This window comes from Pseudonocardia sp. CA-142604 (genome assembly GCF_050948475.1).
GTDB lineage: Bacteria > Actinomycetota > Actinomycetes > Mycobacteriales > Pseudonocardiaceae > Pseudonocardia > Pseudonocardia alaniniphila.
Genome location: NZ_CP192045.1, coordinates 2,233,741 through 2,259,557, shown reverse-complemented (window position 1 = coordinate 2,259,557; position 25,817 = coordinate 2,233,741). Strand labels below are relative to the sequence as shown.

The 25,817-nt window shown below is 71.7% G+C and carries 27 protein-coding genes; 7 read left to right on the top strand and 20 right to left on the bottom strand.

Features of this window, described 5'->3' with window-relative positions; translation table 11 throughout:
- Positions 1 to 8 precede the first annotated feature (8 nt).
- A complete protein-coding gene (locus tag ACQPZQ_RS10245; RefSeq protein WP_433294422.1) occupies positions 9 to 449 on the bottom strand; it encodes an Lrp/AsnC family transcriptional regulator in 441 nt (146 codons plus the stop codon).
- An 81-nt stretch (positions 450 to 530) separates the two neighbouring features.
- Between ACQPZQ_RS10245 and lat the strand changes: the two genes are divergently transcribed.
- Both lat and ACQPZQ_RS10235 read left to right on the top strand, forming a co-directional pair.
- The gene (gene lat, locus ACQPZQ_RS10240) at positions 531 to 1,832 is read left to right on the top strand and encodes an L-lysine 6-transaminase (RefSeq protein ID WP_433294420.1); all 1,302 of its coding nucleotides are present in this window, start codon (positions 531 to 533) and stop codon (positions 1,830 to 1,832) included.
- A complete protein-coding gene (locus ACQPZQ_RS10235; protein ID WP_433294417.1) occupies positions 1,829 to 3,391 on the top strand; it encodes an aldehyde dehydrogenase family protein in 1,563 nt (520 codons plus the stop codon). The genes lat and ACQPZQ_RS10235 overlap by 4 nt, the downstream gene beginning before the upstream one ends.
- A 72-nt stretch (positions 3,392 to 3,463) precedes the next feature.
- Here the strand turns inward: ACQPZQ_RS10235 and ACQPZQ_RS10230 are convergent, their stop codons facing one another.
- From ACQPZQ_RS10230 to ACQPZQ_RS10210, 5 genes are all read right to left on the bottom strand, one after another.
- Entirely contained in the window at positions 3,464 to 3,889 is a 426-nt protein-coding gene (locus ACQPZQ_RS10230) for a type II toxin-antitoxin system VapC family toxin (protein WP_433294415.1), read from the bottom strand.
- Positions 3,886 to 4,140, bottom strand: a complete 255-nt coding sequence (locus ACQPZQ_RS10225) for a type II toxin-antitoxin system Phd/YefM family antitoxin (protein ID WP_433294412.1) — start codon at positions 4,138 to 4,140, stop codon at positions 3,886 to 3,888. Before ACQPZQ_RS10225 ends, ACQPZQ_RS10230 begins: the two co-directional genes overlap by 4 nt.
- A 55-nt stretch (positions 4,141 to 4,195) precedes the next feature.
- Positions 4,196 to 5,572 carry an NAD(P)/FAD-dependent oxidoreductase gene (locus tag ACQPZQ_RS10220; protein WP_433294410.1) on the bottom strand — a complete coding sequence of 459 codons (1,377 nt, stop codon included), beginning with the start codon at positions 5,570 to 5,572 and terminating at the stop codon, positions 4,196 to 4,198.
- Positions 5,557 to 6,882 (bottom strand): aspartate aminotransferase family protein, encoded by a 1,326-nt coding sequence (locus ACQPZQ_RS10215; protein ID WP_433299106.1) that lies wholly within the window; start codon positions 6,880 to 6,882, stop codon positions 5,557 to 5,559. Before ACQPZQ_RS10215 ends, ACQPZQ_RS10220 begins: the two co-directional genes overlap by 16 nt.
- Before the next feature lie 101 nt (positions 6,883 to 6,983).
- A complete protein-coding gene (locus tag ACQPZQ_RS10210) occupies positions 6,984 to 7,478 on the bottom strand; it encodes an Lrp/AsnC family transcriptional regulator (RefSeq protein WP_433294408.1) in 495 nt (164 codons plus the stop codon).
- Between the two features lie 159 nt (positions 7,479 to 7,637).
- Here ACQPZQ_RS10210 and ACQPZQ_RS10205 point away from each other — a divergent pair, with 159 nt between their 5' ends.
- Positions 7,638 to 9,284: an APC family permease gene (locus tag ACQPZQ_RS10205; protein WP_433294406.1), complete on the top strand. Its 1,647-nt coding sequence runs from the start codon at positions 7,638 to 7,640 to the stop codon at positions 9,282 to 9,284.
- Positions 9,285 to 9,387: 103 nt separating this feature from the next.
- Positions 9,388 to 9,810, top strand: coding sequence for a nitroreductase family deazaflavin-dependent oxidoreductase (locus ACQPZQ_RS10200; protein ID WP_433294404.1), 423 nt, complete (start codon positions 9,388 to 9,390; stop codon positions 9,808 to 9,810).
- A 46-nt stretch (positions 9,811 to 9,856) separates the two neighbouring features.
- Here ACQPZQ_RS10200 and ACQPZQ_RS10195 read toward each other — a convergent pair whose 3' ends face one another.
- The 4 genes from ACQPZQ_RS10195 to thyX all read right to left on the bottom strand — a co-directional run bounded on the left by ACQPZQ_RS10195 (position 9,857) and on the right by thyX (position 14,193).
- Positions 9,857 to 11,485: a ribonuclease J gene (locus ACQPZQ_RS10195; RefSeq protein WP_433294402.1), complete on the bottom strand. Its 1,629-nt coding sequence runs from the start codon at positions 11,483 to 11,485 to the stop codon at positions 9,857 to 9,859.
- A gap of 200 nt (positions 11,486 to 11,685) precedes the next feature.
- Complete coding sequence (gene dapA, locus ACQPZQ_RS10190; protein WP_433294400.1) at positions 11,686 to 12,684, bottom strand: 4-hydroxy-tetrahydrodipicolinate synthase; 999 nt, start codon at positions 12,682 to 12,684, stop codon at positions 11,686 to 11,688.
- Between the two features lie 90 nt (positions 12,685 to 12,774).
- Complete coding sequence (locus ACQPZQ_RS10185; RefSeq protein WP_433294398.1) at positions 12,775 to 13,401, bottom strand: TIGR03085 family metal-binding protein; 627 nt, start codon at positions 13,399 to 13,401, stop codon at positions 12,775 to 12,777.
- 39 nt (positions 13,402 to 13,440) lie between these two features.
- On the bottom strand, positions 13,441 to 14,193 hold the full coding sequence (thyX, locus tag ACQPZQ_RS10180) for an FAD-dependent thymidylate synthase (RefSeq protein ID WP_344725310.1): 753 nt from the start codon (positions 14,191 to 14,193) through the stop codon (positions 13,441 to 13,443).
- 121 nt (positions 14,194 to 14,314) lie between these two features.
- Between thyX and ACQPZQ_RS10175 the strand changes: the two genes are divergently transcribed.
- The gene (locus ACQPZQ_RS10175; RefSeq protein ID WP_433294396.1) at positions 14,315 to 14,839 is read left to right on the top strand and encodes a toxin-antitoxin system HicB family antitoxin; all 525 of its coding nucleotides are present in this window, start codon (positions 14,315 to 14,317) and stop codon (positions 14,837 to 14,839) included.
- Between the two features lie 5 nt (positions 14,840 to 14,844).
- Positions 14,845 to 15,813: a DUF4097 family beta strand repeat-containing protein gene (locus ACQPZQ_RS10170; RefSeq protein WP_433294394.1), complete on the top strand. Its 969-nt coding sequence runs from the start codon at positions 14,845 to 14,847 to the stop codon at positions 15,811 to 15,813.
- An 85-nt stretch (positions 15,814 to 15,898) separates the two neighbouring features.
- Here the strand turns inward: ACQPZQ_RS10170 and ACQPZQ_RS10165 are convergent, their stop codons facing one another.
- Positions 15,899 to 17,155 carry a winged helix-turn-helix domain-containing protein gene (locus tag ACQPZQ_RS10165; RefSeq protein WP_433294392.1) on the bottom strand — a complete coding sequence of 419 codons (1,257 nt, stop codon included), beginning with the start codon at positions 17,153 to 17,155 and terminating at the stop codon, positions 15,899 to 15,901.
- Positions 17,152 to 18,105, bottom strand: coding sequence for an EamA family transporter (locus ACQPZQ_RS10160; protein ID WP_433294390.1), 954 nt, complete (start codon positions 18,103 to 18,105; stop codon positions 17,152 to 17,154). Before ACQPZQ_RS10160 ends, ACQPZQ_RS10165 begins: the two co-directional genes overlap by 4 nt.
- Before the next feature lie 126 nt (positions 18,106 to 18,231).
- On the opposite strand from ACQPZQ_RS10160, the gene ACQPZQ_RS10155 reads away from it, so the two are divergent.
- The gene (locus tag ACQPZQ_RS10155) at positions 18,232 to 18,792 is read left to right on the top strand and encodes an N-acetyltransferase family protein (protein ID WP_433294388.1); all 561 of its coding nucleotides are present in this window, start codon (positions 18,232 to 18,234) and stop codon (positions 18,790 to 18,792) included.
- Here the strand turns inward: ACQPZQ_RS10155 and ACQPZQ_RS10150 are convergent.
- The 8 genes from ACQPZQ_RS10150 to ACQPZQ_RS10115 all read right to left on the bottom strand — a co-directional run bounded on the left by ACQPZQ_RS10150 (position 18,785) and on the right by ACQPZQ_RS10115 (position 25,784).
- On the bottom strand, positions 18,785 to 19,102 hold the full coding sequence (locus ACQPZQ_RS10150) for an antibiotic biosynthesis monooxygenase (RefSeq protein WP_433299104.1): 318 nt from the start codon (positions 19,100 to 19,102) through the stop codon (positions 18,785 to 18,787). The genes ACQPZQ_RS10155 and ACQPZQ_RS10150 overlap by 8 nt on opposite strands.
- A gap of 39 nt (positions 19,103 to 19,141) precedes the next feature.
- Entirely contained in the window at positions 19,142 to 19,894 is a 753-nt protein-coding gene (gene dapB / locus ACQPZQ_RS10145; protein ID WP_433294386.1) for a 4-hydroxy-tetrahydrodipicolinate reductase, read from the bottom strand.
- 27 nt (positions 19,895 to 19,921) lie between these two features.
- On the bottom strand, positions 19,922 to 20,401 hold the full coding sequence (locus ACQPZQ_RS10140; protein WP_433294384.1) for a DUF456 domain-containing protein: 480 nt from the start codon (positions 20,399 to 20,401) through the stop codon (positions 19,922 to 19,924).
- Positions 20,402 to 20,492: 91 nt separating this feature from the next.
- Positions 20,493 to 21,833: a M16 family metallopeptidase gene (locus ACQPZQ_RS10135; protein ID WP_433294382.1), complete on the bottom strand. Its 1,341-nt coding sequence runs from the start codon at positions 21,831 to 21,833 to the stop codon at positions 20,493 to 20,495.
- Entirely contained in the window at positions 21,830 to 24,127 is a 2,298-nt protein-coding gene (locus tag ACQPZQ_RS10130; protein WP_433294380.1) for a polyribonucleotide nucleotidyltransferase, read from the bottom strand. The genes ACQPZQ_RS10135 and ACQPZQ_RS10130 overlap by 4 nt, the downstream gene beginning before the upstream one ends.
- A 211-nt stretch (positions 24,128 to 24,338) precedes the next feature.
- Complete coding sequence (gene rpsO / locus ACQPZQ_RS10125) at positions 24,339 to 24,608, bottom strand: 30S ribosomal protein S15 (protein WP_344725319.1); 270 nt, start codon at positions 24,606 to 24,608, stop codon at positions 24,339 to 24,341.
- 157 nt (positions 24,609 to 24,765) lie between these two features.
- Positions 24,766 to 25,272 carry an RNA 2',3'-cyclic phosphodiesterase gene (thpR, locus tag ACQPZQ_RS10120; protein WP_433294377.1) on the bottom strand — a complete coding sequence of 169 codons (507 nt, stop codon included), beginning with the start codon at positions 25,270 to 25,272 and terminating at the stop codon, positions 24,766 to 24,768.
- 2 nt (positions 25,273 to 25,274) lie between these two features.
- Positions 25,275 to 25,784: an XRE family transcriptional regulator gene (locus ACQPZQ_RS10115; RefSeq protein ID WP_433294374.1), complete on the bottom strand. Its 510-nt coding sequence runs from the start codon at positions 25,782 to 25,784 to the stop codon at positions 25,275 to 25,277.
- Between the last annotated feature and the right edge of the window lie 33 nt (positions 25,785 to 25,817).

Sequence of the window (25,817 nt, the reverse complement as noted above, 5' to 3'; positions counted from 1 at the left end):
TCGCGGGCTCAGCCGTAGCGGGTGAGCACCACCCAGGTCGTGGTGCGCACGGTCTCCCGCCAGCCCGAGATCCGGTCCAGCACCACGTCGAGCTCGCCTGCGCTCGGGGCCGACACCAGCACGATCAGGTCGAACTCCCCCGTGACCGTCTCGATCTCGGTCACGCCCGACAGCTCGCGGAGCCGCTGGACGTACCCCGCCACGTCGGGTGTGCGGATCACGAGTCCGACGCGGGCCCGGTGCGCGGCGGCCTCCCCCGGCAGCACGACGTCGGCGCGGTAGCCGCGGATCACCCCGGCGCGTTCGAGCCGCTGCACCCGGGCGAGCACGGCCGTGCGGGACAGCCCGATGCTGCGCCCCAGCTCCGCCATCGGCGCACGCCCGTCGGCGGCCAGGAGCATCAGCAATCGGCGGTCCAGCTCGTCGAGCTGACGATCCGTCGGCGTCACGGGCGACATGGTGGCACTTCGCCGGTCAACACCGACGGATGACTGGCTGCGCCGTCAGGATCGCGTCAAGACACTGGACACATGCCCGAGACCGTCAGCCCCGAGCGCGTGCACGACAGCCTTCGTCGCCACCTCCTGGTGGACGGCTTCGACCTCGTCCTGGACACCCATGAGAGCCGCGGCTCCTGGATCGTCGACGCACGGAACGGGACGCGACACCTCGACCTGTTCAGCTTCTTCGCCTCGGCACCGCTGGGCATGAACCACCCGGCTCTCACCGAAGATCCTGCGTTCATGGCCGAACTGGCGGAGGTGGCGGTCAACAAACCGTCCAACTCCGACATCTACACCACCCACATGGCGGCATTCGTCGAGACGTTCGCCCGCGTGCTCGGCGACCCCGCGCTGCCCCACCTGTTCTTCGTCGAGGGTGGCGCGCTGGCCGTCGAGAACGCGCTGAAGACCGCGTTCGACTGGAAGCAGCAGCACAACGCCCTGCACGGACGTCCGAGCGGGCGTGGCACGAAGGTGCTGCACCTGCGCAAGGCCTTCCACGGCCGCAGCGGCTACACCCTCTCCCTCACCAACACCGATCCGGTGAAGACGGCCCGCTTCCCCACGTTCGACTGGCCGCGCATCGACGTTCCGGCGATCCGGTTCCCGATGGACGTCGCCGAGGTGCAGGCGGCGGAGGACCGGGCGCTGGCGCAGGCCCGGGCCGCGTTCGAGGCGCACCCGCACGACATCGCGTGCTTCATCGCCGAGCCGATCCAGGGAGAGGGCGGCGACAACCACCTGCGCCCCGAGTTCCTGGGGGCGATGCAGGCGCTGTGCCACGAGAACGACGCCCTCTTCGTGCTGGACGAGGTGCAGACCGGCTGCGGGATGACCGGCACGGCGTGGGCCTACCAGCAACTCGACGTCCAGCCGGACATCGTGGCGTTCGGCAAGAAGCTGCAGGTGTGCGGGATCATGGCGGGTGGCCGTGTCGACGAGGTGCCCGACAACGTGTTCCGTGTGCCCTCGCGGATCAACTCGACGTGGGGAGGGGGACTCACCGACATGGTGCGCTCACGGCGCTACCTCGAGGTGATCGAGGCCGAGGGGTTGGTGGAGCGGGCCGGCACGCTCGGCAAGAGGCTGCTCGAGGACCTGCGCGCGGTCGACGGCATCGACAACGTCCGTGGGCGCGGGCTGTTCGTCGCCTTCGACCTGCCGTCGCCGCAGGCCCGGGCGGCCGCGTTGCAGCGGTTGCACCGCGACGAGAAGGTGCTCGTGCTCGGCGGTGGTGAGCGGTCGATCCGGCTGCGGCCCGCGCTGACTATCGGCGAGGACGATCTCGCGCTGGCGGTCGGGGCGATCGCGCGGGCGGTGGCAGCGTGAACGGCCCTGCGCGCACGATCGGGTCGTTCATCGACGGTAAGTGGCGCGACAACGCTCCTGGTGGACGCCTGGCGTCGGTGGATCCGGCGCGCGGCGAGACCGTGGCGGAGGCCCTGCTCGGCGACGCCGGCACCTTCGTCGAGGCGTGCCGGGCCGCGCGGGCCGCGCAACGCGCCTGGGCCGCCACCCCGGCTCCGGTCCGGGGACGTGTGGTCGAGCAGATCGGCCGGCTCGTCGAGGCCAACGCCGAGGCACTCGCCGCGCTCGTCACGCGCGAGATCGGCAAGCCCCTCGCGGAGTCCCGCGGCGAGGTGCAGGAGGTGGTCGACACCTGCACGTTCTTCGCCGGGGAGGGCAGGCGGCTCTACGGGCAGACCGTGCCCAGCGAGATGCCGGACAAACAGCTCTTCACGTTCCGCGTGCCCGTCGGGGTGGCCACGATCGTGACGGCCGGGAACTTCCCGGTGGCGGTGCCGTCCTGGTACCTGGTGCCCGCGCTGCTCTGCGGCAACGCCGTGGTGTGGAAGCCCGCCGAGTACACCCCGGCCATCGCCGAGGCGTTCACCGAGCTGTTCGTGCGCGGCGGGTTGCCCGATGGCGTGCTGAACACCGTGCTCACCGACGGACCCGCCACGTTCGACGGGCTCACGGCAGCGCTCGACGCCGGCCTGGTGGACAAGATCGGGTTCACCGGGTCGTCGGCAGTGGGCGTGCGGATCGGCGAGCTCGCCGGGCGCCATCTGCAGAATCCGTGCCTGGAGCTGGGCGGGAAGAACCCGCTGGTCGTGATGCCCGACGCCGACCTCGACCTCGCCGTCGAGGGCGCGCTGTTCTCCGGCTTCGGCACGGCCGGGCAGCGCTGCACGTCGCTGGGCACGGTCGTGGTGCACGAGAGCGTGCACGACGAGTTCCTGCGCCGCTTCGACGCCGCGGTGCGCGCGGCGGTGATCGGCGACCCGATGCGAGCCGACGTCCTCTACGGGCCGATGATCTCCACGCGGTTCCTGGCGAACTTCGAGCGCCACCTCGACCTCGTGCGCCCACATCACACGCTGCACGGCTCGTCCGGCACCGGCCGGATCACCGCAGCGAACCCGCGGGAGAGATTCACCGGCGATGCGGAGGCCGGTCTGTACGCCCACCCGACGATCGTCGACGGCGTGCGGGCCGAGGACGAGATCTACCGGACGGAGACGTTCGGGCCGATCGTCGGCGTGGCGCGGTTCGGCACGTTCGACGAGGCGGTCGAGCTCGCGAACGGACACGGCTACGGGCTCTCGGCATCGATCTACACCTCCACGCCGGTGCATGCGTTCCGCTTCCGGGAGCGGGTGAGCGCCGGGATGGTGAGCGTCAACAACTCGACCTCGGGCGCGGAGGCGCACCTTCCCTTCGGTGGCAACGGGCGGTCGGGGAACGGGAGCCGTCAGTCAGGAGTGTGGGTGCTCGACCAGTTCACCCGCTGGCAGTCGATGAACTGGGACTACGCCGGCAAGCTACAGAAGGCGCAGATGGACACGGCGCAGCTCCCGGCCGACGTGGACTTCCGCCTGCCATGACCAGTTGATCGTCGCGAGATCCGGCTTTTCGCCCTGCGGAGGGCCGAAATCGCGATCTCGCGGCGATCAGCGTCAGGCGTTCGTGTCGTACGTCGAGAGGCCGCGCTCGCCCCAGGCTTCCAAGAGCCGCCGGTCCCCCGACGCGGCGACCAGGTCCTCGTCAGCCAGCTGCTCGGCTGCGGCGCAGTGGACGGCGTCGTAGCCGCGCAGACCGAGGACGTGCGCTGCCTCCGCAGCGGCCACCGCGAGAAGCTCGTCGAACTCGATCACCTCGACCTCGGCCCACAGCGCGTCCAGCAGGTGCCGGGCCCGCTCGTACTGGTGCTTGTCGAGCCGGGCCATCCGCAGCGCCTGGGCGAGTGCCGCGGCCGTCTCGACATAGAGCAACCGGCAGGACACCACAGCGTCGGCATCGTCCCAGAACCGGCGGCAGGCCGGGCTCCCCGGTTCGGCGACCAGCAAGGGGACGAAAGCGGAGGTGTCGAGGTAGCCGATCACCGACGCTGATCGTCGACGAGATCGGTGACCGTCCCGGACGCCTCGACCGGCTCGGGCGCGGGTCGCTTCCGGCGAGACGCCGGGCGGACTCGTCCCTCGGCGCGCAGTTGCTCCAGGCGGTTCGGCCGGTCGATCGGCACGATACGAGCGATGGGCCGGCCGTGGTCGGTCACGGTGACCGTGGCGCCTCGGCGTACATCGGCGAGGTGCTTGCTCAGACCGTCGCGCAGCTCTCGGATCCCGATCTCCATCGCCGCTCCTAGGTGGCCACATTTTGCACACCGATTATAGCCACTTCGGCCGTCCTCATCCGCCCAGCGCGCGGGAGAGGGACGCGGCGACCACACTCGGACGCCGGGTCAGGCGTTCCTCCGCGTCGGCGAGGGTCATCAGGCGCAGACCGGCGTTCACCAGCAGCCAGCGCAGCGGCTCCGGCTCCCACCGCCGTGAGCGGTGGCCCACCCACGCCAGGTCGGTGACGGGGTCGTCGCGGCCGAGGATCAGGGCGGCGAGGGTACGGCCGGCGAGGTGGGAGGTCCCGACGCCGTCGCCGACGTAGCCGCCCGCCCAGCCGGTGCCGCCGCCCGTGTCGTCGCGGTCGAGCCCGACGCCCGCGTGCCAGTCGCGCGGGATGCCCAGGGGCCCGCCCCAGGCGTGGGTGAAATCGGCGGGCCGCAGGGCGGGGAACAGGTCGGTCGCCGCGGCGCGGAGCCCGGCGAACACTCGCGGGTCCCGGTCGAACGACGGCCGGATCCGCGAGCGCCAGTGGTAAGGCGCACCGCGGCCGCCGAAGACGAGCCGGTCGTCGGCCGTGCGCTGGCCGTAGACGATGAGGTGGCGGTGGTCGGTGAACGTCTGCCCGTTCTCGAGCCCGGCCACCCACCAGAAGGACGGCGGCAGCGGCCGCGTGGCGACGATCAGCGAGTACACCGGGGCGACGGAGCGCGGCGCGAGCCCCGCGCTCCACGCCTCGGTGGCCCGCACGGTGACACCGGCCCGCACGACCCCTCGGTCCGTCACGACCCGGCGCGCCCCGATCGATCGTGCGGTGGTGGCTTCCGCGATGCATCCGCCTCGCCGCTCGACGGCACGGGCCAGCCCACGGGCCAGTCGGGCGGGCTGGATGCGCGCACAGTGCGGGGTGACGGTGGCTCCCAGCACGCCGGACGCCCCGACCAGCGCTGCAGCCTCCTCCGGTCCGACGAGCGCGATCTCGTCGTCGCCGGAGCCGTCCGCTTCTGCCCGGGCCCTGATCAGCTGCGCGGGCGTGCGCGCCAGGGCCACCGTGCCGCCCTTGCGCCAGTCACACGCGATCCCTTCCTCGACCACGACCGCGCCCACGTCGTCGACGGCGGCGCGCATCGCAGATCGCATCGCGAGCGCGGCCGCCTCGCCGTGGCGCCGCGCGAGGGCCGCCGTGCTCGCCGGGAACAGGGCAGAGCACCAGCCGCCGTTGCGCCCGCTCGCCCCGAATCCGGCCACCTCCCGCTCGACCACGACAACGCGCAGGCCGGGGTCGCCGCGCAGCAGGTGGTAGGCCGTCCACAGTCCGGTGTAGCCCGCCCCGACGATGCAGACGTCGGCATCGATGTCGCAGCCGAGCGGCGGCCGCGGCGTGAGCGGGTCCCCGTCGGCGACGACCTGCTCGTGCCAGAGGGAGAGACCGCTCAGAGTCGCGACCACGCCTCCGTCAGCACCCCCCGGAGGATCCCCTCGATCTCGTCGAACTCCGCCGGGCCCGCGACGAGCGGCGGGGCCAGCTGGATGACGGGGTCGCCGCGGTCGTCTGCCCGGCAGTAGAGCCCGGCCTCGAACAGCGCCTTCGAGAGGAACCCGCGCAGCAGGCGCTCGCTCTCCTCCGCGTCGAACGTCTCCTTCGTGTCCTTGTCCTTGACGAGCTCGATCCCGAAGAAGAACCCCTCGCCCCGCACGTCCCCCACGATCGGCAGGTCGAGGAGCTTCTCGAGCGTCGCGCGGAACACCGGGGACTCCCGGCGCACGTGGTCGTTCAGGCCCTCGCTCTCGAAGATGTCGAGGTTCGCCATGGCGACGGCCGCCGACACGGGGTGGCCACCGAACGTGTAGCCGTGCAGGAACGACGTGGCGCCCGAGCGGAACGGCTCGAACAGCCGCTCACTGGCGATCATCGCGCCGATCGGCGAGTACCCGGAGGTCATCCCCTTGGCGCAGGTGATGATGTCGGGGACGTAGCCGAAGTCGTCGCAGGCGAACATGTTGCCGATCCGGCCGAACGCGCAGATCACCTCGTCGGACACGAGCAGCACGTCGTGGGCGTCGCAGATCTCACGCAGGCGCTCGAAGTAGCCGGGCGGCGGCGGGAAGCACCCGCCCGCGTTCTGCACGGGCTCGACGAACACCGCGGCGACGGTGTCCGGACCTTCGGCGAGGATCGCCTCCTCCACGCGGTCGGCGGCCCAGCGACCGAACGCCTTGAGGTCGCTGCTCACGTGGTGCGGGGCGCGGTACGCGTTGGTGTTGGGCACCTTGAAGGCGCCTGCCACGAGCGGCTCGTACGGGATGCGCAGGTCGGGCACGCCGGTGATCGCGAGCGCCCCCTGCGTGGTGCCGTGGTAGGCGACCGAGCGGCTGATCACCTTGTGCTTGGTGGGCTTCCCGACGAGCTTGAAGTACTGCTTCGCGAGCTTCCAGGCGCTCTCGACGGCCTCACCGCCGCCGGTGGTGAAGAAGACCCTGTTCAGATCGCCCGGTGCATACGACGCCAGGCGCTCCGCCAGGTCGATCGCGCCGGAGTGGGCGTAGGACCAGAGCGGGAAGTAGGCCAGCTCCGACGCCTGCAGCGCCGCCACCTCGGCGAGCTCACGGCGCCCGTGGCCTGCCTGCACGACGAAGAGGCCCGCGAGGCCGTCGATGTACTCGCGGCCGGCGGCGTCCCACACCCGGCAGCCCTCGCCACGCACGATGATCGGGACCTGCCCACCGTCCTCGTAGGTGGAGTGGCGGGTGAAGTGCATCCACAGGTGGTTGCGGGCGGCCGTGCCGCGGTCGGTGCCGCGGGGTGTGCGGCCGGCGGAGGTCGTGTGGTCGGACGCAGCGACGGTCTCGGGTGTCGTGGTCACCGGGTTCCCCAGTTGTAATGCTGCTTCCGCAGCTTCATGTACACGAACGTCTCCGTGCTGCGGACGCCGGGAAGTGCCCGGATCCGCCTGCCGACCAGCTCCAGGAGGTGCTCGTCGTCCTCGCAGACCGCTTCGACGAGCACGTCGAAGCTGCCCGCCGTGATCACCACGTAGTCGACCTCGGGCATCTCGGCCAGCGCGTCGGCCACGTCGACCACGTCCCCGTCCGTGCGCACGCCGACCATCGCCTGCCGACGGAACCCGAGCTGCAGGGGGTCGGTGACGGCGACGATCTGGATCACTCCGGCCTCCTGCAGGCGTGCCACGCGCTGGCGCACCGCGGCCTCGGAGAGACCCACGCTGCGGCCGATGGTGGCGTAGGGCCTGCGCCCGTCCTCCTGGAGCTGTTCGACGATGGCCTTGCCGACGTCGTCGAGCAGCGCGTGAGAGGCCGGATGCGGCTCCGGAGCAGCGAGCACGGTCTGGACCATAGACGGTCGGCAACAATCTGGAAACGAAATCCGTAGACGATCCATCAAGGCAACACGGATTTCACCGTGATCTCACAGATGGGTCTCGAATTCCGTCGTCTGCGACGCTAAGGTGCGCGTGCGTCACATCGGGTGACAGGGTGACCAGGGGGAGGAACCATGAGCACAGAGGCGAAGCCCCCGGTCACGGCGCCGAACGGCGCGGCACCCGGGGCGAAGGGCCTGAACGGCGGGGCCCTCGGGCTCGCCTCCGGCGTGGTGATCGGACTGGCGTCCACCGCCCCCGCCTACAGCCTCGCGGCGAGCCTCGGGCTGATCGTGGTGCTGGTGGGCGACAAGGCGCCCTCGATCATGCTGCTGGCGTTCGTGCCGATGTACCTGATCGCGGTGGCCTACCGCGAGCTCAACCGCGCCGAGCCCGACTGCGGCACCACGTTCACCTGGGCCGGCCGGGCCTTCGGTCCGTGGATGGGCTGGATGGGCGGCTGGGGCATCATCGCCGCCGACGTGATCGTCATGGCCAACCTCGCGCAGATCGCAGGCCAGTACTCGTTCCTGCTGGTGGGAGCCGACTCACTGGCCGCGAGCACCTTGTGGACCACCGTCGCAGGCGTGGTGTGGATCGCGCTGATGACCTACATCTGCTACCGCGGCATCGAGGTGTCCGCACGGCTCCAGTACGGCCTGCTCGGCGTCGAGCTCCTGGTGCTGGCGGCATTCGCCGTGGTCGCACTGGTGAAGGTCTACAGCGGTGAGGCCCCCGAGGGTGCGATCACCCCGAGCCTCAGCTGGTTGTGGCCGGGCGGCCTCTCCCTCTCCGACCTCGTCGACGCGGTGCTCATCGCCGTCTTCCTGTACTGGGGCTGGGACACCGCCGTGGCCGTCAACGAGGAGAGCGACGACCCGGGCCGCACGCCGGGGCGCGCCGCCGTGCTGTCCACGCTGCTGCTTCTCGCCACCTACGCACTGGTGTCGCTCTCCACGGTCGCCTTCGCCGGAACCGGCACGGAGGGCATCGGCCTGGGCAACCCGGAGAACGCCGACGACGTGTTCGCCGCGATCGGCCCGGCCGTGTTCGGTGACAGCGGCCTCGGCCAGGCATTCGTCATCCTGCTGATCATCTCCGTGCTGACCTCGTCGGCCGCCTCCACCCAGACCACGATCCTGCCCACGGCACGGGCCACCCTGTCGATGGGCGCCTACCAGGCGCTACCGGCGCGCTTCGCGTCGATCCACCCGCGCTACCTGACGCCCGGTTTCTCCACCTGGGCCATGGGGATCGCGTCGATCGTGTTCTACGTCGGGCTCACGCTCGTGAGCGGGAACGTGCTGGCCGACTCGATCTCCGCGGTCGGGCTGCTGATCGCGTTCTACTACGGGCTCACCGGTTTCGCCTGCGTGTGGTTCTACCGGCGGCAGCTCCGCGGGCGCGACCTGTGGATCAAGGGCGTGCTGCCCGGGCTCGGCGGGCTGATGCTCCTCGCCGCGTTCGTCCTCTCCAGCATCGACTACGCCTCGCCGGACGCGGGCTCCACCACGCTGTTCGGCGTCGGCGGGGTCTTCATCATCGGCATCGGGGCGCTGGTGCTGGGCGCCGTACTGATGCTGATCTACAGCCGGATGGCGCCGCCGTTCTTCCGCGGGGAGACGCTGCGACCGGGCACCGCCGACCTGCTGCTCGATGCGGACGGGACCATGCCGCACGTGAAGCTGCCCGACTCGGGCGACATGTCCACCGTGATCGCCCCGGACCGCTCGAACCTGCCGCCCGGCCAGGAGCCTCACGAACCGCGTCACGGCGACTGACGAGCACCCACTCCTCGCAAATCTGCGGTGTGTGAGATCTTCTGTCTCCCAACGTACTATTGCGCCGGTACCGATCGTCCGGCGTATCCGCAGGGAGTCATGAATGAGCGACCTCAACGATCAGGTCATCACCGAGTTCCGAGCCAACGCCGGGGACGTCCAGGAGGCGATGGGCGGTCACTTCAAGAACGTCGAGCTGCTCCTTCTGCACGACGTCGGCCGGAAGAGCGGGCGGGAGTTCGTCCATCCGTTGCTGTACCTGGCCCACGAAAGCAGCTACCTGCTCGTCGGGTCGGCCGGTGGCGCGCCTGACGAGCCGGCCTGGGTCGGCAACCTCGCCGCGATGCAGGAGGTGACCATCGAGGTCGGCGGGCGCACCCTGACGGCGACGCCGACGGTGTTGCGGGAGGGTCCCGAACGGGACCGGCTGTACGCGGCACTCGTGGACTACTGGCCCGACCTGCGCGAGTACGAGACCCACACCACCCGTACGTTCCCCGTGGTGCGCCTGGACCCGGCCGAGTGACCGTCTGCGTGCGGGGCCGGACCTCCGGCCCCGGCACGCGGGCCGGTCAGACAGGGATCACCGTGGGCACGATCATCGGCCGCCTGCGGTAGGTCTCCCCCACCCACTTCCCCACCACGCGGCGCACCGCCTGTGCGATGCGGTGGGTGTCGGTGATGCCCTCGGCCTCGGTGCGGGACAGCTCGTCCTCCACGAGGGGCAGCACCGCGTCGAGCGCCTTGGGGTCGTCGGAGAAGCCGCGGCCCGACAGCGTGGGGCGCGACATGGCCCGGCCGGTGTTGGAGTCGACGGCAACGGTGATCGAGATGAAGCCGCCCTCGCCGAGCACGAGGCGGTCGCCGAGGGTGCTCTCGCCGATGTCACCCACGGCCAGCCCGTCGACGTACACGCGACCCACCTCGACACGACCGGTGATCGACGCCTTGCCGTCCACCAGGTCGACGACGACGCCGTCCTCCGCCAGCACCACCGACTTCTCCGGCACCCCGGTCTGCACGGCGAGCCGGCCGTTCGCCCGCAGGTGGCGCCACTCCCCGTGCACCGGCATGACGTTGCTCGGCCGAACGGCGTTGTAGAGGAACAGCAGCTCCCCCGCCGGTGAGTGGCCGGAGACGTGCACCTTCGCGTTGCCCTGGTGCACAACCGAGGCGCCCAGCCGGGTGAGGCCGTTGATCACGCCGAACACGGCGGTCTCGTTGCCCGGGATCAGCGAGCTGGCCAGGATGATCGTGTCCTCGGGCTTGATCCCCACCGAGCGGTGGTCGCCGCGGGCCATCCGCGCGAGCGCCGAGAGCGGCTCGCCCTGGGATCCGGTCGAGACGATCACCAGCTCGTTGTCGGGTAGCTCCATCGCCTCGTCGAGCTCGACGAGCAGCCCCTCGGGCACGTCCAGGAACCCCAGCTCGGCGGCCAGTCCCATGTTGCGGACCATCGAGCGGCCGACGAAGCAGACCTTCCGCCTGTGCTCCGCCGCCGCGACGAGCACCTGCTGCACACGGTGCACGTGGCTCGCGAAACAGGCCACGATGATGCGCGCGGGCGAGTTGTGGAAGACCCCGTCGAGCACGGGGCCGATCTCGCGCTCGGCGATCACGAACCCGGGGACGTCGGCGTTGGTGGAGTCGACGAGGAACAGGTCCACGCCCTCGTCCCCGAGCCGCGAGAATCCCGCCAGGTCGGTGAGCCGACCGTCCAGCGGAAGCTGGTCGAGCTTGATGTCACCGGTGTGCAGCACCAGGCCCGCCGGCGTGCGGATCGCGACGGCCAGCGCGTCCGGGATGGAGTGGTTGACCGCGAAGTACTCGCAGTCCCACGCCCCGTGCCGCATTCGGGCGCCCTCCTTCACCTCCAGCAGATGCGGGGTGAGGCGGTGCTCCTTGCACTTCTCCGCCACGAGTGCGAGCGTGAATCGGGAGCCGACGATCAGCAGGTCAGGACGCTGGCGCAGGAGGAACGGCACCGCACCGATGTGGTCCTCGTGGCCGTGGGTGAGCACGAGCGCGTCGATATCGTCAAGGCGCTCCTCGATCGCCCGGAAATCGGGCAGGATCAGGTCGACGCCTGGGGAGTCCTCAGCGGGGAACAACACACCACAGTCGACGACGAGCAGTCTGCCCTCGTACTCGAACACGGTCATGTTGCGGCCGATCTCGCCGATGCCTCCAAGCGCGACCACGCGCAGGGCACCTTCCGGCAACGGCGGCGGGGGCGCGGCCGGGAGCTCGACAGGGTTGACCGCTTCTGGAGGAGCCGGGCGGCTCTGCTCGCGCCGGGGCGGCCGGAATCGGCGATCGGACCGGGAGCGGTCGGACCGTGCAGGGGGACGACTCAAGTAGTTTTCCTCGTGATAGTGGTGAAAGACGTGCCGAAGACCGCTCAGCGGTAGGCGACCCCGACCTCGAGGCTTCCGGCACTGGATGCAGACAGGCCGCTCACCTCACCGACGCATCGGTACGCGTCGGGACCGAGCGGCACTTCGGCCGCGCGCAGGTCGGCCGCCACGGCCTCCACCTGCTCGTCGGTGGCCGGGGGCAGCGGCAGACGCGGGTTGCCGACGTCGATGCCGCGCAGTTGAAGCCCGACCTTCGAGAACACTGCCCCGCCCACGCGCCCCATCGCGCGGGTGATCGGCAGGCAGCTCGCGTTCACGGCGCGGGCGCGGTGCACATCGCCTGCCTCGAAGGCGTCGAGCATCTCCCGCAGGCGGTCGGCCACGACGTGCCCGATCACGCTGACGAAGCCGACCGCGCCGACCGACAGCCACGGCAGGTTCACCGGGTCGTCCCCGGAGTAGTAGGCCAGGGACGTGGTGGCGATCACCTCGGTGCCCACACGGAGGTCGTTGCGCGCGTCCTTGACCGCCAGGATCCGCGGGTGCTCGGAGAGCCGTTGGAGCGTCTCCATCTCGATCGGGATGACGCTGCGGGGCGGGATGTCGTAGAGCATCACCGGTAGCTCGGTGGCGTCGGCGATCGCTGTGAAGTGCAGCAGCAGGCCCGACTGGGGCGGCCGCGAGTAGTACGGCGTGACGACGAGCAACCCGTGCGCGCCCGCCTTCTCCGCGGCGCGGGCCAGTTCGATGCTGTGGGCGGTGTCGTACGTGCCCGCCCCCGCCACCACAGTGGCGCGGTCCCCCACCGCGCTCACAACGGCCCGTACCAGGTCGGACTTCTCGCGGTCGCTGGTGGTGGGCCCCTCCCCCGTGGTGCCGTTCACCACCAGTCCGTCATTTCCCAGGTCGAGAAGGTGGGCGGCGAGCGCTTCGGCCTTGTTCAGGTCGAGGCGACCTTCGGCGTCGAAAGGCGTGACCATGGCGGTCAGCACCCGGCCGAACGGCCGGCCTGCCGAGCGCGCTCCAGGAGGGGTGGGGCTCATGGGGTGACGGTACCGCCCGGAAGACATCGAGTGACCCCCAGCGCCGGAGCCGGGTGCATCGAAATGCCCTCCGGGCAGGGCGGCCCCGCCCTAGATTCCGCGAGGGGTGGCGGCCACCGCCGCCACTGCCGCGGCGTCACCTTCCAGCTCGACACGCACGGCGTCGCGGCCGAACGCGTGCAGGACGAGCTCCGCGGGCTCACCCACGATCGTCACGAGGCCGGAGCCGGTGGTGATGACGTACTGGTCGCCGGAGGGGCGACGCAGCGCGATGCCCACTGGGCTGTGCCGGTAGAGCCGGCGCCCCATCCGGGTGATGGCGGACCAGAGTGCACCGTCGCGCTCGGCGTCGGGCTGACGTGGCTCCCAGCCAGGTTCACCCCGTCGCACGTCCTCGTGGTGGACGAAGAGCTCGATGCCGTTGGCCAGCTCGTCGAGGTTGCCGATGCGGAACGGCGACCACACCGGCGGGCCGGAGCGAAGCTGGCCGACCATCTCGCCCCACGGCACGTTGTCGAAGCCGCGCATCGCCCATTCGGTGACCGGGGCCAGCACCGGCACCACGATCCCGGGCGCCGCCCACGGCTGGCGCTCGCGCACCAGGAGATGGGCGAGCAGATCGCGCGTCGACCACCCCTCGCACAAGGTGGGCCGCTCGGGCCCGACCCGCTCGAACTCGTCGCAGATCCCCGCACGCTCGTTGCTCGCCAGGCTCACCGCGCAGACCCTAGTGCCGACGAAACCAGTGGCGCGCGCTCAGCCCTCGGTGACGAAGGGGCTCGACGCGATCTCGGTGCCGTCCTCCAGCGTCGCGATCTCGAAGTCGCCGAACACGTTGGGCACCTCGCGCTGCAGCTGGCGCAGGCACTCGATGGCGAGCTCGCGGATCTCGACGTCGGCGTGCTCGCTCGCCCGCATGGCGATGAAGTGGCGCCACGCGCGGTAGTTGCCGGTGACGACGATGCGGGTCTCGGTGGCGTTGGGCAGCACCGAACGCGCCGCCTGCCGGGCCTGCTTGCGCCGCAACGTGGCGTTGGGGACGTCGGCGAAGCGCTTCTCCAGCCCTTCGAGCAGCCGCTCGTAGGCCGTGACCGACGCCTTGGTCGCCTCGGTGAACAGCTCGTGGAGCTCCGGGTCGCCCGCGATCACGTCGGGCTCGACCATGGCGGCGTCGCGCTCGGGGACGTAGCGCTGGGACAGCTGGCTGTAGGAGAAGTGCCGGTGGCGGATGAGCTCGTGGGTGAGCGAGCGCGATACACCGGTGAGGTAGAAGCTGACCGTGCCGTGCTCGAGCACGGAGAGGTGCCCGACCTGGAGGATGTGGCGCAGGTACCCGGCGTTGGTGGCCGTGGCCGGGTTGGGCTTGGCCCAGGACTGGTAGCACGCACGCCCCGCGAACTCGGCGAGCGCCTGGCCCCCGTCGGCGTCCGTGCTCCACGGCACGCCCTCGGGTGCGACGAACTCGGTCTTGGCGACGAGCTGGACGCCCAGCGGCACGATCTGCGGCATGGGTCCGAAGGGTAGCCCGGGCCCCTGACCATTCCGCGTGACACCGGCTGACGCCACGAACGCCCATGATGGCGTCAGGATTCTCCTTGACTGGCGTCACGAGTGACGCCACAGTGATGTCATGGATCTCAGCCAGTACATCACGCAGCTGCGGGAGGACCTCTCCTCCGCAGCGGCCGCGGGTGGCGAGCAGACACAGCGCACCGCCGCACTGCTCGGTGCCGCCATCGAGCCGGCCGCCCGGCTGGCTCTCATGAACGCGCTCTCCGATCTCGCGGCCGAAGTCACCGCCGCACTGCCGGACCGCGTGGTCGAGGTGCGCCTCGACGGCCGCGACGTCCGCGTCGCGGTCAGCGCCGACTCCGCCGCCGAACCCGTCGCAGCGGAGTCGCCGAACCCGCCGCCGTTCCGCGGCTTCCCACCGGGCGCGGACGCGGGGGACATCAGCCGGATCACGCTACGGCTGATGGAGCAGATGAAGAACCAGGCCGAGCAGGCCGCGGCCGCACAGGGCGTGTCGCTCAACTCCTGGGTGGCGCAGGCCGTGCAAGGGGCACTGGCGGGGGGCGGACGGCGGCACGACCGCCGGGACTGGGCACAGGGCGACCGTGACGAGCGGCGCCTACGCGGATGGGTCGAGGGGTGAGCGGCGTGGACGACACGACGGACTTCGGGACGGACGAGCCGACCGGCTCGGAGGAGCTGGTACGCCGCCAGAGCTGGCCGGTGGACGGCGCCGTCGAGATGGAGCTGACGGTGGACGTCGGCCGCATCCGCGTGCACCTCGACGAGCAGATCGGGGGCACCGGCGAGGGCAGCGCGGGTGACGTGCGCGTGGAGGTGCGCCACGACCCGTCCGCGGGCAACACCTGGACCCAGGGGCTCAGCGGCATCATCAACTGGCTCGGCGGCCACGGCGGTCCCGGCATCGGACGCAGCGTCGACGACCTCGCGGCCGACGCAGTGCGGGCTGCGGAGATCAGCTGGTCGGAGACGGGAAAGCGGCTCGTCGTCCGGTCCTCGCAGGACCTGCCGTTGCGCGTGGTGCCGCTGGCGATCACCGTGTCGGCGCCTGCGGGTTCGCGCCTGGCCGCGCGGGCAGGCGCCGGTGACGTCCGGGTGACCGGCCGTGCCGGGTGGGCAGGCGTTCGCACCGGCTCGGGCCGGATCTCCGTGGCCGCCGTGGACGGCGATGCGGACGTCACCACCGGGTCCGGCGACGTCGAGGTCGGAGCCGTGGCCGGTCGCATGCGGGTGCGTACCGGGTCGGGAAAGGTGGCGGTGGCCTCCACGGGAGGGCCCGCCGAGGTGCGGGCCAGCAGCGGGGCCGTCACGGTGGGCACCGTTGATGCCGACCTCGGCGTGCGTACGGGCTCGGGCGACGTCGAGATCTCCGACGCCCGCTGCGGACGCCTTGAGCTGACCACCGGCTCCGGCGGGCTGCGGATCGGCGTGCACCCCGGCGTCCGGGCCGAGCTGGACCTGACGTCCGGCTCGGGAAAGACCCGCAGCGACCTGGAGGTGACCGGGGTGGCTCCCGAGCAGCCCGCCGCGCTCCAGGTGCGCGGCCGCACCGGGAGCGGCGACGTGCTCGTGACACGGGCGGCAGCGGCCGTCTGACCTGCTGCGTCACGAGCGGGGGATCGTGCGCGGATACGGGTGCGGGGGCGCTCGTATCCGCGCACGAGTACGCCAGCGCACGGCTCTACGTCAGTGAATGGCTTGCGTGCACGGCCGAGGCGAGCGGGGCGGCGAGATCGCCCCGGTCACCCGTCACCACGCCGTCGAGCTCGAGCCAGTCGGCCATCTCGCGCAGTGCCCCCGCCAGCTCGGCAGTGACCCGTGGCAGGTCGGCCCCGGGCTCGGCGAATGCACCTGGCACGCGCAGCACCCCGGCCCGGCGGTCGGCCTTGATGTCGACCCGGGCCACCAGCTCGCCGTCGAGCAGGAACGGGAACACGTAGTAGCCGTACTCCCGTTTCGGCTCCGGCACGTAGATCTCGATGCGGTAGCGGAACCCGAAGATTCGCTCGGTGCGGGAGCGCTCCCAGATGAGCGGATCGAACGGGGAGAGCAGCGCCCGCCCGGTGATCCGGCGCGGGAGACGCGCGCCCGGCACCCGGTAGCCCGGACGCGCCCAGCCGCGCACCTCCACCGGCTCCAGCTCCCCCGCCTCCACCAGCGCGAGCAGCGCCGCACTGTTGGTGGCGGGGGCGAGCCGGTAGTAATCACGTATGTCGGTCTCGGTGGCGACGCCGAGCGCAGACGCCGAGCGCAGAACCAGCGCGCGGGCCGCCTCCTCTTGCGAGGGCGCAGGCGCCGCAAGCACGTGGGGCGGAAGAACCCGCTCCGGAAGGTCGTAGAGCCGCTGGAAGTGGCGCCGCGTGCCCGTGGTGAGCGCGCCGATGCCGAAGAGGTACTCGCAGATGCGCTTGACGTCGGAGCGCTCCCACCAGGACGCGCCGGGCGGACGTGGCCGCGCCGGCCCGCCGACCGCCGTCTCGAGAGCGCCCGCGCCGATCGGGCCCAGCTCCTTGACAGCGGCGAGCACGTCGTCGACGAGGCCGGGGTGCCGCTCGACCAGCGCCCCGTAGTGGCGCCACCAGCCGTCGCGCTTGGCCCCGGCGCGCAGGAGGGGCCAGTCCTCCACCGGGAGCAGGCTGGCCTCGTGGGCCCAGTACTCGGCGAGCAGCCGTGGGCGGCGCGCCGAGTGGGACCATGCGGCATCGTCGACCAGCTCGCGCGGGTAGGGACCGAGCCGGCTGTAGAGCGGCATGTAGTGGGCCCGGACGGCCACGTTGACCGAGTCGAGCTGCAACAGCCGGATCCGGTCGAGGGTGCGCAAGAGATGGCGGCGCGTGACCGGGCCTGCGGGGCGCGGATCGGCGAATCCCTGGGCGGCGAGGACGGCACGACGAGCCGCGGCAGCACCGATCGTCTCGACAGCAGGCGGGGGCGTCACGTTCCGGATGGTGCCAGTTCACCCCGACGTTTCCGCGGCCGCTCCGCCGCGATGACCAGCACGACCGCCACGAGCACCACCGCACCGCCGACGAGCTGCATCGCCGAGAACCGCTCGTTCGCCACGAGGACGCCGAGGAGCACGGCGATCACCGGGTTGACGTAGGCGTACGTGGCGACCGTCGACACCGGCAGCGATGCCAGCGCGTACGCGTAGGCGCCGAACGCCGCGAGCGAGACCACCACGGCCATGTAGGCCCATGCCCACCAGGCCACGACCGACACGGACCCGATGTCGAGCCGGTCTCCGGAGGCCAGCGAGACTGCCATCAGGATGACCCCGCCCACGAACATCTGCCCCGCAGCCAGCGCGAACGGGTTGGCCGGCGTGGGGAGGCGGGTGGTCGCGAACGTGCCCGTCGCCCAGCCGAGCCCGGCCAGCAGCACCAGCCACGGCCCCCACCACGCGCTGCCCTCCACGCCACCGGACCCACCCGACGGCCCGGCGAGCACGAGGATCGCGAGCCCGGCCACCCCGACCCCGACGCCGACGAGCGTGGCCGGCCGCGGCCGGTCCCCGGTGAGCGCCCGCAGCACGACGATGTAGAGCGGCACCGCGGCGATGAGCAGGGCAGCCAGTCCGGAGGCCACCTTCTGCTGGGCCAGCGCCACGAGCCCGTTGCCCCAGGCGGGCAGCAGCAGGCCCGACAGTGCCGTGGTGGCGAGCTGGCCGCGCGTCATCCGGAAGCCTGCACGTCCGGCGACCGCCAGCACCACGAGCCCCAGGAGCGCGCCCCCGATCAGGAACCGCGCGCCACCTGCGAACAGCGGCGGGACGTCGGCGATGATCAGCCGGTTGCCGAGGTAGGTGGAACCCCAGAGCACGTAGACGACGCCGAGGGCGATCCAGGCGAGGGCGCCGGGTGAGCGGGGAGCGACAGCGGCATCCACGTCTTGACGTTGCCATAGCCAACGACCCGCTGTCCCCCGGGTGGGACGACGCACACGTAGCGGTCATCGCTCCCAGATCTGCGCCCCGGGCCGACCGCCACGGGGCCGTCGGCTTGAATGACGCGCATGGCCACCGCCACCGTCCATCGCGCCACCCCCGCCGACGTCGACGAGATCGTGCGCATCCAGTCCGGTACGTGGGAGGCCGCGTACGCCACGCTCGTCCCGGCCGAGGCGCTCGCCCAGCTGCGCAGCGAGGAGGCGCACAAGGCCTGGGCGGCGGCCGTCGAGGCCGGTCACGGCCACCAGGTGCTCGTCGCCACCGAAGGTGAGTGGACGGTCGGGTTCTGCGCCGCCGCCATCGCCACGCCACCGGAGGGGGCGGCCCCGCCCACCGGGCCCACGCTGGAGCCCGGGGCATGGGCCGAGATCAGCGCTCTGCTGGTGGAGCCGCGGTGGGGCAGGCGCGGCCACGGCGGGCGCCTGCTCGCCACGGCCGCCGCGAGCCTGCGCGACGCCGGCGCGGTGTACGGGCTGGCCTGGGTACCGGAGGCCGACGAGGCGTCCCGCCGGTTCTACGCCCACGCAGGCTGGGAGCCCGACGGCACCGTGCGCGTGCTCGACACCGGCGCAGGCGAGCTTCGCGAGGTGCGGATCACCGGATCCCTCGACCTCCGGCTCACCTGACCGGCTGACCGGCCGGGGCCGTCCACTCGTCCACGACGTCGACGTGCCTCAGCCCGCCCGAGACGGCGATGTGCCGGAACCAGGACACACATTCAGGCACCGAGCTCACCTCCCGCGCCGCCTCCTCGGCTTCGGCGCGGCTGCGCCACAGCACGACGTCGAGCCAACCGCCGTCGTCCTCCTTCGTCAGGTACGCCGCCAGGCACGCGGGAAAGCGCTCGCGCAGCGCCCGGACCATCGCCGGGCGCTCGTCGAGCAGCTGCCTCTCGGCGCCGTCGTGGATGGTGAAGCGGGCCAGCTCTATCGCCATGGGCACAGCGGGAACGCTAATCCGGCCCTCCGACAGGACTCAGAGGCCGAGCAACGGCTCCAAGCCCACCGTGAGGCCCTCGCGTTCGCGCACCGCCCGTACCGCCATCAGCACGCCCGGCATGAACGACGCCCGGTCGAAGGAGTCGTGGCGGATCGTCAAGGTCTCTCCCGTGGTGCCGAGCACGACCTCCTGGTGCGCCACCAGCCCGGGGAGCCGGACGGAGTGCACACGGATGCCGTCGACCTCGGCGCCGCGGGCACCCGGGAGCTCAGTGGTGGTCGCGTCCGGCACCGGTCCGTCACCGGCCTCGGCCCGTGCCGCTGCGATCAGGGCGGCCGTGTGCACCGCCGTGCCGGACGGGGCGTCGACCTTGCCGGCGTGGTGCAGCTCGATCACCTCGACGGACTCGAAGAACCGCGCGGCCTGCCGTGCGAACTGCATCGCCAGCACGGCGCCGATACCGAAGTTCGGCGCGATGAGCACGTGTCCGGGGTGTTCCGCGAGCTTCCCGCGCACCGCGGCGAGCCTCGTCTCGTCGAACCCGCTGGTGCCGACCACCGCGGCGATGTCGTGCTCGATGCAGAACCGCACGTTGTCAAGTGCCACGCCGGGATGGGTGAAGTCGACGGCCACCTGCACACCGGCGTCCACGAGCCGCGAGAGCGGGTCGCCCTCGTCGACCTGGGCGACGAGCTCCAGGTCCGGCGCCGCCTCGACGGCGCCGCACACCTGCGCGCCCATCCGCCCCTGCGCTCCCACCACACCGACCCGGATCCCGTTCTCCGCCACGACCGCAGACTAATCAGAGCCCCGGCGTCAGCTGAGAACGAGTCCTCCGATCCACGTCGCCGCGGCGAGCAGACCGGTGAACAGCTCGATGACGATGCTCCAGCCCACCGCGGCGAGCGCCCGCCTGGTGGACGGCCACGCCTGGCCGTGCCCGCGCAGCCGGGCCAGCTCGGCGAGGTAGACCCCGAGCACGAACCCGAGGAACAGACCCACCACTGGCACGACGAAGAACCCGACCACGCCCAGCACCACTCCCGCGGCGAGCGTGCGGCCGGGCACTCCGGAGTCGCGTAGCCGGCGGCCGGGCAGCAGGTACTTGGCCACGCTGCCCAGCACGACGATCCCGGTCGCGATGCCGAGCACCGCCCAGCCGAGGGCGTCCCCGCGCGGCACCGCCCAGACAGCCACACCGGCGAGCACGAGGATCAGCCCGGGCAGCACCGGCACCACGATCCCGGCGATGCCGACGACGATCAGCAACCCGGCGACAAGGGTCTCGGGGGACACCGGACCGATACTGGCATGCCGGACGAACGGGACGCCGGCAGGAGCGCGCTGAACAACTCGGCCCTACGCTGCGGCGTTGTTCAGCACCCTTCTAACCGAGTGAGCGGAGCGACGGCGGGAGGTCGCGCTCCTTGTCGTACGGGCCGACTACGGCCGCCGTGAGGGGCGCGGTCAGCAACGTGCGGGCAAGTTCGGCCACCTGCTCCGGGGTGACGGCCGAGATGCGGTCGAGACTCTCGGTGACCGCGCGCTGGCGCCCGTGGTCGAGCTCGCCCCGCCCGAGCCGGTTCATCCGCGACGGCGTGTCCTCCAGCCCGAGGACGAGCCCGCCGCGCAGGTTGCCCTGGGCACGCGCGACCTCCGCGGGCGTGAGGCCGCCCGCCGCCACCTCGGCGAGCACTCCCCGCACCACCGCGACGAGCTCGTCGAGGTGCTCGGGCGCGCACCCGGCGTAGACGGCGAGGTGGCCCGCGTCGGAGTAGCTCGTGACCGCCGAGTAGACGGAGTAGGCCAATCCGCGCTGCTCACGGACCTGCTGGAACAACCGGGAGCTGGGGCCGCCACCGAGCGCGGTGTTGAGCACGGTGAGCGCGGTGCGCAGCGGGTTGTGGCGCGACAGGCCCGGCACGCCGAGCATGACGTGCGCCTGCTCGGTGTCCTCGGGACGCAGCACCAGCCGTGGGCCCGGAGGCAGCACCGCCGGTTCCGGACGGCGCGGCCCGACGGGCAACGCAGTGGGCCCGGCCTCGCCTGCCGCCCTGCCGAGGGAGCCCGCCACGAGCTCCACGACCTCGTCGTGCACGAGGTTGCCGGCAGCGGCGACCACCATCCGCGGGGTGGTGTACTGCCCCCGCCAGAAGCCGTGCAGGGTCTCGCGGCTCATCGACCGCACCGAGTCCTCGGTGCCGATCACCGGACGTCCCAGCGGGTGCTCGCCGAACAGCGCCTCGTCGAACAGCTCGGCGAGCAGATCCTCGGGGTCGTCGTCGCGCATCGCGATCTCCTCGAGCACCACCCCCCGCTCGGTCTCGACGTCGGGCGGGTTCATCGTCGCGTCCGTGACGACGTCGGCGAGCACGTCCACCGCGAGCGGCAGGTCGGTGTCGAGCACCTGCGCGTAGTAGCAGGTGTGCTCCTTCTCGGTGAACGCGTTGAGCTCGCCGCCGACGGCGTCGAACTGCTCGGCGATCTCCACCGCGGTGCGCCGGCTCGTGCCCTTGAACAGCAGGTGTTCGAGGTAGTGGGCGGCACCGGCCTGCAGGGGCGTCTCGTCACGCGAGCCGATGCCGATCCAGATCCCGAGCGACACCGAACGGACGCCGGGCACGCTCTCGGTGAGCACGCGCAGACCGCCGGGAAGCACGGTGCGGGAGACGCCGCCGGGGGCGGGGGCCGCAGCCCCCGCCCCCGGCGTCAGAAGGACGTCGGTCAACTGGGCGAGACCTCGGCGGCCGCGGCGTCGACGTCGGCGCCGGAATCCCCGGCAGCGACGTCGGTGGCGGCGGCGTCACCAGCGGGCGCGCTGCCGTTCTCGGACTCCTCGCCCACCGGCACGAGGCTGATCTTGCCGCGGTTGTCGATGTCGGTGACCTCGACGCGGATCTTGTCGCCGACCTTGACGACGTCCTCCACCTTGGCGATCCGCTTGCCCTGGCCCAGCTTCGAGATGTGCACCAGGCCGTCCTTGCCCGGTACCAGCGAGACGAAGGCGCCGAACGCGGCGGTCTTGACCACCGTGCCCAGGAACCGCTCGCCGATCTTCGGCAGCTGCGGGTTGGCGATCGCGTTGATCATGCCGATCGCCGCCTCGGCCGACGGGCCGTCCGCCGCACCGACGTAGATCGTGCCGTCGTCCTCGATCGAGATGTCGGCACCGGTCTGCTCGGTGATCGAGTTGATCATCTTGCCCTTCGGGCCGATGACCTCGCCGATCTTGTCGACCGGCACCTTGATCGCGGTGACGCGCGGCGCGAACTGGCTCATCTCGTCGGGCCGGTCGATCGCCTCGCCGATGACCTCGAGGATCGTCAGCCGGGCGTCCTTGGCCTGCGAGAGGGCCGCGGCCAGCACCTCGGACGGGATGCCGTCGAGCTTGGTGTCGAGCTGCAGCGCCGTGACGAACTCGGAGGTGCCGGCGACCTTGAAGTCCATGTCGCCGAACGCGTCCTCGGCACCGAGGATGTCGGTGAGCGCGACGTAGCGCGTCTGGCCGTCGACCTCGTCGCTGACCAGCCCCATCGCGATGCCCGCGACCGGCGCCTTCAGCGGCACACCGGCGTTGTACAGCGCCATCGTGGACGCACAGACCGAGCCCATCGACGTGGAGCCGTTGGAGCCCAGCGCCTCCGAGACCTGCCGGATGGCGTAGGGGAACTCCTCGCGCGTGGGCAGCACGGGCAGCAGCGCCCGCTCGGCCAGCGCGCCGTGGCCGATCTCGCGGCGCTTCGGCGACCCGACCCGACCGGTCTCACCGGTGGAGTACGGCGGGAAGTTGTAGTGGTGCAGGTAGCGCTTGTGCGTCTCCGGACCGAGCGAGTCGATCTGCTGCTCCATGCGGAGCATGTTCAGCGTGGTGACACCCAGGATCTGGGTCTCGCCGCGCTCGAACAGCGCCGAACCGTGGGCGCGCGGAATCACCTCGACCTCGGCCGACAGCGGCCGGATGTCGGTGATGCCGCGGCCGTCGATGCGGATCTGGTCGCGCAGGATGCGCTGGCGCACGAGCTTCTTGTTGAGCGCCCGGAACGCGGCCCCGATCTCCTTCTCGCGACCCTCGAACTGCGGCGCGACCTTGTCGAGCACCGCGGCCTTGACCTCGTCGAGGCGGGTCTCGCGCTCCTGCTTGCCGGCGATGGCCAGCGCCTGGGCCAGGTCGTCCGAGGCGTTCGCGGCCACGGCCTCGAACACGTCGTCCTGGTAGGCGGGGTAGGTCGGGAAGTTGCCGGTGGGCTTCGCCGCGACGTCGGCCAGCTGCTGCTGCGCGATGCACAGGCTCCGGATGAACGGCTTCGCCGCCTCCAGCCCGGACGCCACGACCTGCTCGGTGGGCGCCTGCGCGCCACCGGCCACGAGCCCGATCGTCTCGGTGGTGGCCTCGGCCTCGACCATCATGATCGCGACGTCGTCACCGACGACCCGGCCTGCGACGACCATGTCGAACACGGCCCGCTGCAGGTCCTCGTACTGCGGGAACGCCACCCACTGGCCGTCGATCAGCGCCACGCGGACGCCGCCGATGGGGCCCGAGAACGGCAGCCCGGCGAGCTGCGTGGACGCCGAGGCGGCGTTGATCGCCAGTGCGTCGTACGGGTCCTGCGGATCGAGCGAGAGGACCGTGACGACGATCTGGATCTCGTTGCGCAGACCGTCGACGAACGACGGGCGCAGCGGCCTGTCGATCAGGCGGCAGGTCAGGATCGCGTCGGTGCCCGGGCGCCCTTCACGGCGGAAGAACGAGCCGGGGATCTTGCCGATCGCGTACATCCGCTCCTCGACGTCCACCGTGAGCGGGAAGAAGTCGAAGTGCTCCTTGGGCTGCTTGGACGCCGTGGTGGCGGACAGCAGCATCGTCTCGTCGTCCAGGTAGGCGACGACGGAACCGGCGGCCTGGCGCGCGAGGCGCCCGGTCTCGAACCGGACGGTGCGGGTGCCGAAGCTCCCGTTGTCGATGACGGCGGTCGTCTCGTGGACGTTGTCCGCCGTATCGGTTGTCTGGTCATCTGTCATGAAGTGGACATCTCCTCTTCCAGAGGGGAGACCCCACGCCACACCGGGAGGACCCTCGGCCGAGCCGGTCATCGATCGAAGCACCCGGGCCGCGTGCGGGATGGGCCCGGGAGCCACTACCGAGGACCGGCGGATCAGCTACCGGAGGCGTGGCGTCGTGGAGTTGTGGTGCCGGCCCGGACCCCGCTCGGGGTTCCGGGCCGGCCGAGGTTCAGCGGCGGAGGCCGAGGCGCTCGATCAGTGACCGGTAGCGCTGGACGTCGACCGAGGCCAGGTACTTCAGCAGCCGGCGCCGCCGGCCGACCAGCAGGAGCAGGCCCCGCCGGGAGTGGTGGTCGTGCTTGTGCATCTTGAGGTGCTCGGTCAGGTCGCTGATCCGCTTGGTCAGCAGCGCAACCTGCGCCTCGGGGGAACCGGTGTCACCCTCGTGGACACCGTAGGTGTCCAGGATCGTCTTCTTCTGTGCGGCGTCGAGTGCCACGTGCTCCTCTTTCGTTGCTGTGCCGTGAGGCCGGCGCCATGATGATGATGAGTGCCGGGAGTCGGTCACGGCCGCCACGGACTGCAGCCGGACCCAGCACTCCACGTTACCAGGCACGATGGGGTCGCCGTCAGCGCCGCCCCTCGCGTCCGCCGGGCTACTCGCCGGCCAGCGGCACCCGGTGCACCGGCCGGTATCGGGAGCCGCCCTTGGCCGGCTCGCTCACCATCAGCAGCACCTCCTGCGGCCGCCACCACGGCCCCTCATGACCGGCCCACGGTGCCGACGGAACCTGGTCGGCGCCCCGGCCCGGACGCCGTTGCCTGCGCAGGACCGTGAGGTGCGCGACGAACTCGGCAGGATCGCCGCCCGCCGCCGTGACGAGGTGCGACAGCCGCTCCGGCGCGTCGGCCTGCACCCCCGCCCAGCGCACCCCGGAGAACGACCCCGCGCCCGCGATCCGCAGCTTCGGCGCGGCCAGCCCGGCGGCCGCCCGATCGAGCCGCCTGGCGAGCACTCCTGGGTCGGCCTCCCCATGGAACGCCAACGTGAGGTGCCAGGACGCCGGATCGACCGCGCGCCATCCCGACGGGGGCTCGCCCGTGGCCGCCATCAGGGCCGACACCACCTCCGCCGGCGGCCACAGCGCGGTGAACAGGCGCACGGTCAGGCCCCCGGCCGGCTCGCGGCCTGCCGCAGCACCTCGGCAAGCTCCGGGAAACCCGGGCCGAGCGCGGCGGCCGCGGCAGCCAGGCGGGCAGGCTCGGCGATTCCGCGCAGCGCGGCGGCCGCTGTGCCGGCGAGCGGCTCCCGGCGCCCCCGCTGAGCCGGGACGCGCGGCTCGTTCCACTGCCACCGCGCCTGTGCGACCTCCGCGAGCAGCGCGTCGACCGCGCGTGTCTCGAGCGGGGTGCGCACCACATGGCAGCGCTTGTCGAGCAGCAGCAACCGGGCGAGCACAGCGGGATCACCGATCTTGACGCGGCGGGCGCTCACCAACTGGCTCAGCATGGCCGGGCTGATCCCCAGCGTGCGGGCGAGCCTCGACTGGGAGATGCCCAGCGCCGAGGTGAGCCGGCGGACACGATCGCCGAGCGGCGCACCGTAGAGCTCGCGCTGCCGCTCGCGGTTCACCGCCATCCGGGACCGCAGCGGCTCTGCACCTGCCTCAGCCATGCGCAGGATGCTGGCACCTCCCCCACCGGCTGC

Coding starts and splice junctions, on each gene's coding strand:
- lat (WP_433294420.1), top strand. CDS start 531: ATGCCCGAGACCGTCAGCCCCGAGCGCGTGCACGACAGCCTTCGTCGC.
- ACQPZQ_RS10225 (WP_433294412.1), bottom strand. CDS start 4,140: ATGGAGATCGGGATCCGAGAGCTGCGCGACGGTCTGAGCAAGCACCTC.
- ACQPZQ_RS10215 (WP_433299106.1), bottom strand. CDS start 6,882: ATGCACTTCACCCGCCACTCCACCTACGAGGACGGTGGGCAGGTCCCG.
- ACQPZQ_RS10210 (WP_433294408.1), bottom strand. CDS start 7,478: ATGGTCCAGACCGTGCTCGCTGCTCCGGAGCCGCATCCGGCCTCTCAC.
- ACQPZQ_RS10205 (WP_433294406.1), top strand. CDS start 7,638: ATGAGCACAGAGGCGAAGCCCCCGGTCACGGCGCCGAACGGCGCGGCA.
- ACQPZQ_RS10200 (WP_433294404.1), top strand. CDS start 9,388: ATGAGCGACCTCAACGATCAGGTCATCACCGAGTTCCGAGCCAACGCC.
- dapA (WP_433294400.1), bottom strand. CDS start 12,684: ATGAGCCCCACCCCTCCTGGAGCGCGCTCGGCAGGCCGGCCGTTCGGC.
- thyX (WP_344725310.1), bottom strand. CDS start 14,193: ATGCCGCAGATCGTGCCGCTGGGCGTCCAGCTCGTCGCCAAGACCGAG.
- ACQPZQ_RS10175 (WP_433294396.1), top strand. CDS start 14,315: ATGGATCTCAGCCAGTACATCACGCAGCTGCGGGAGGACCTCTCCTCC.
- ACQPZQ_RS10155 (WP_433294388.1), top strand. CDS start 18,232: ATGGCCACCGCCACCGTCCATCGCGCCACCCCCGCCGACGTCGACGAG.
- ACQPZQ_RS10150 (WP_433299104.1), bottom strand. CDS start 19,102: ATGGCGATAGAGCTGGCCCGCTTCACCATCCACGACGGCGCCGAGAGG.
- ACQPZQ_RS10130 (WP_433294380.1), bottom strand. CDS start 24,127: ATGACAGATGACCAGACAACCGATACGGCGGACAACGTCCACGAGACG.
- ACQPZQ_RS10115 (WP_433294374.1), bottom strand. CDS start 25,784: ATGGCTGAGGCAGGTGCAGAGCCGCTGCGGTCCCGGATGGCGGTGAAC.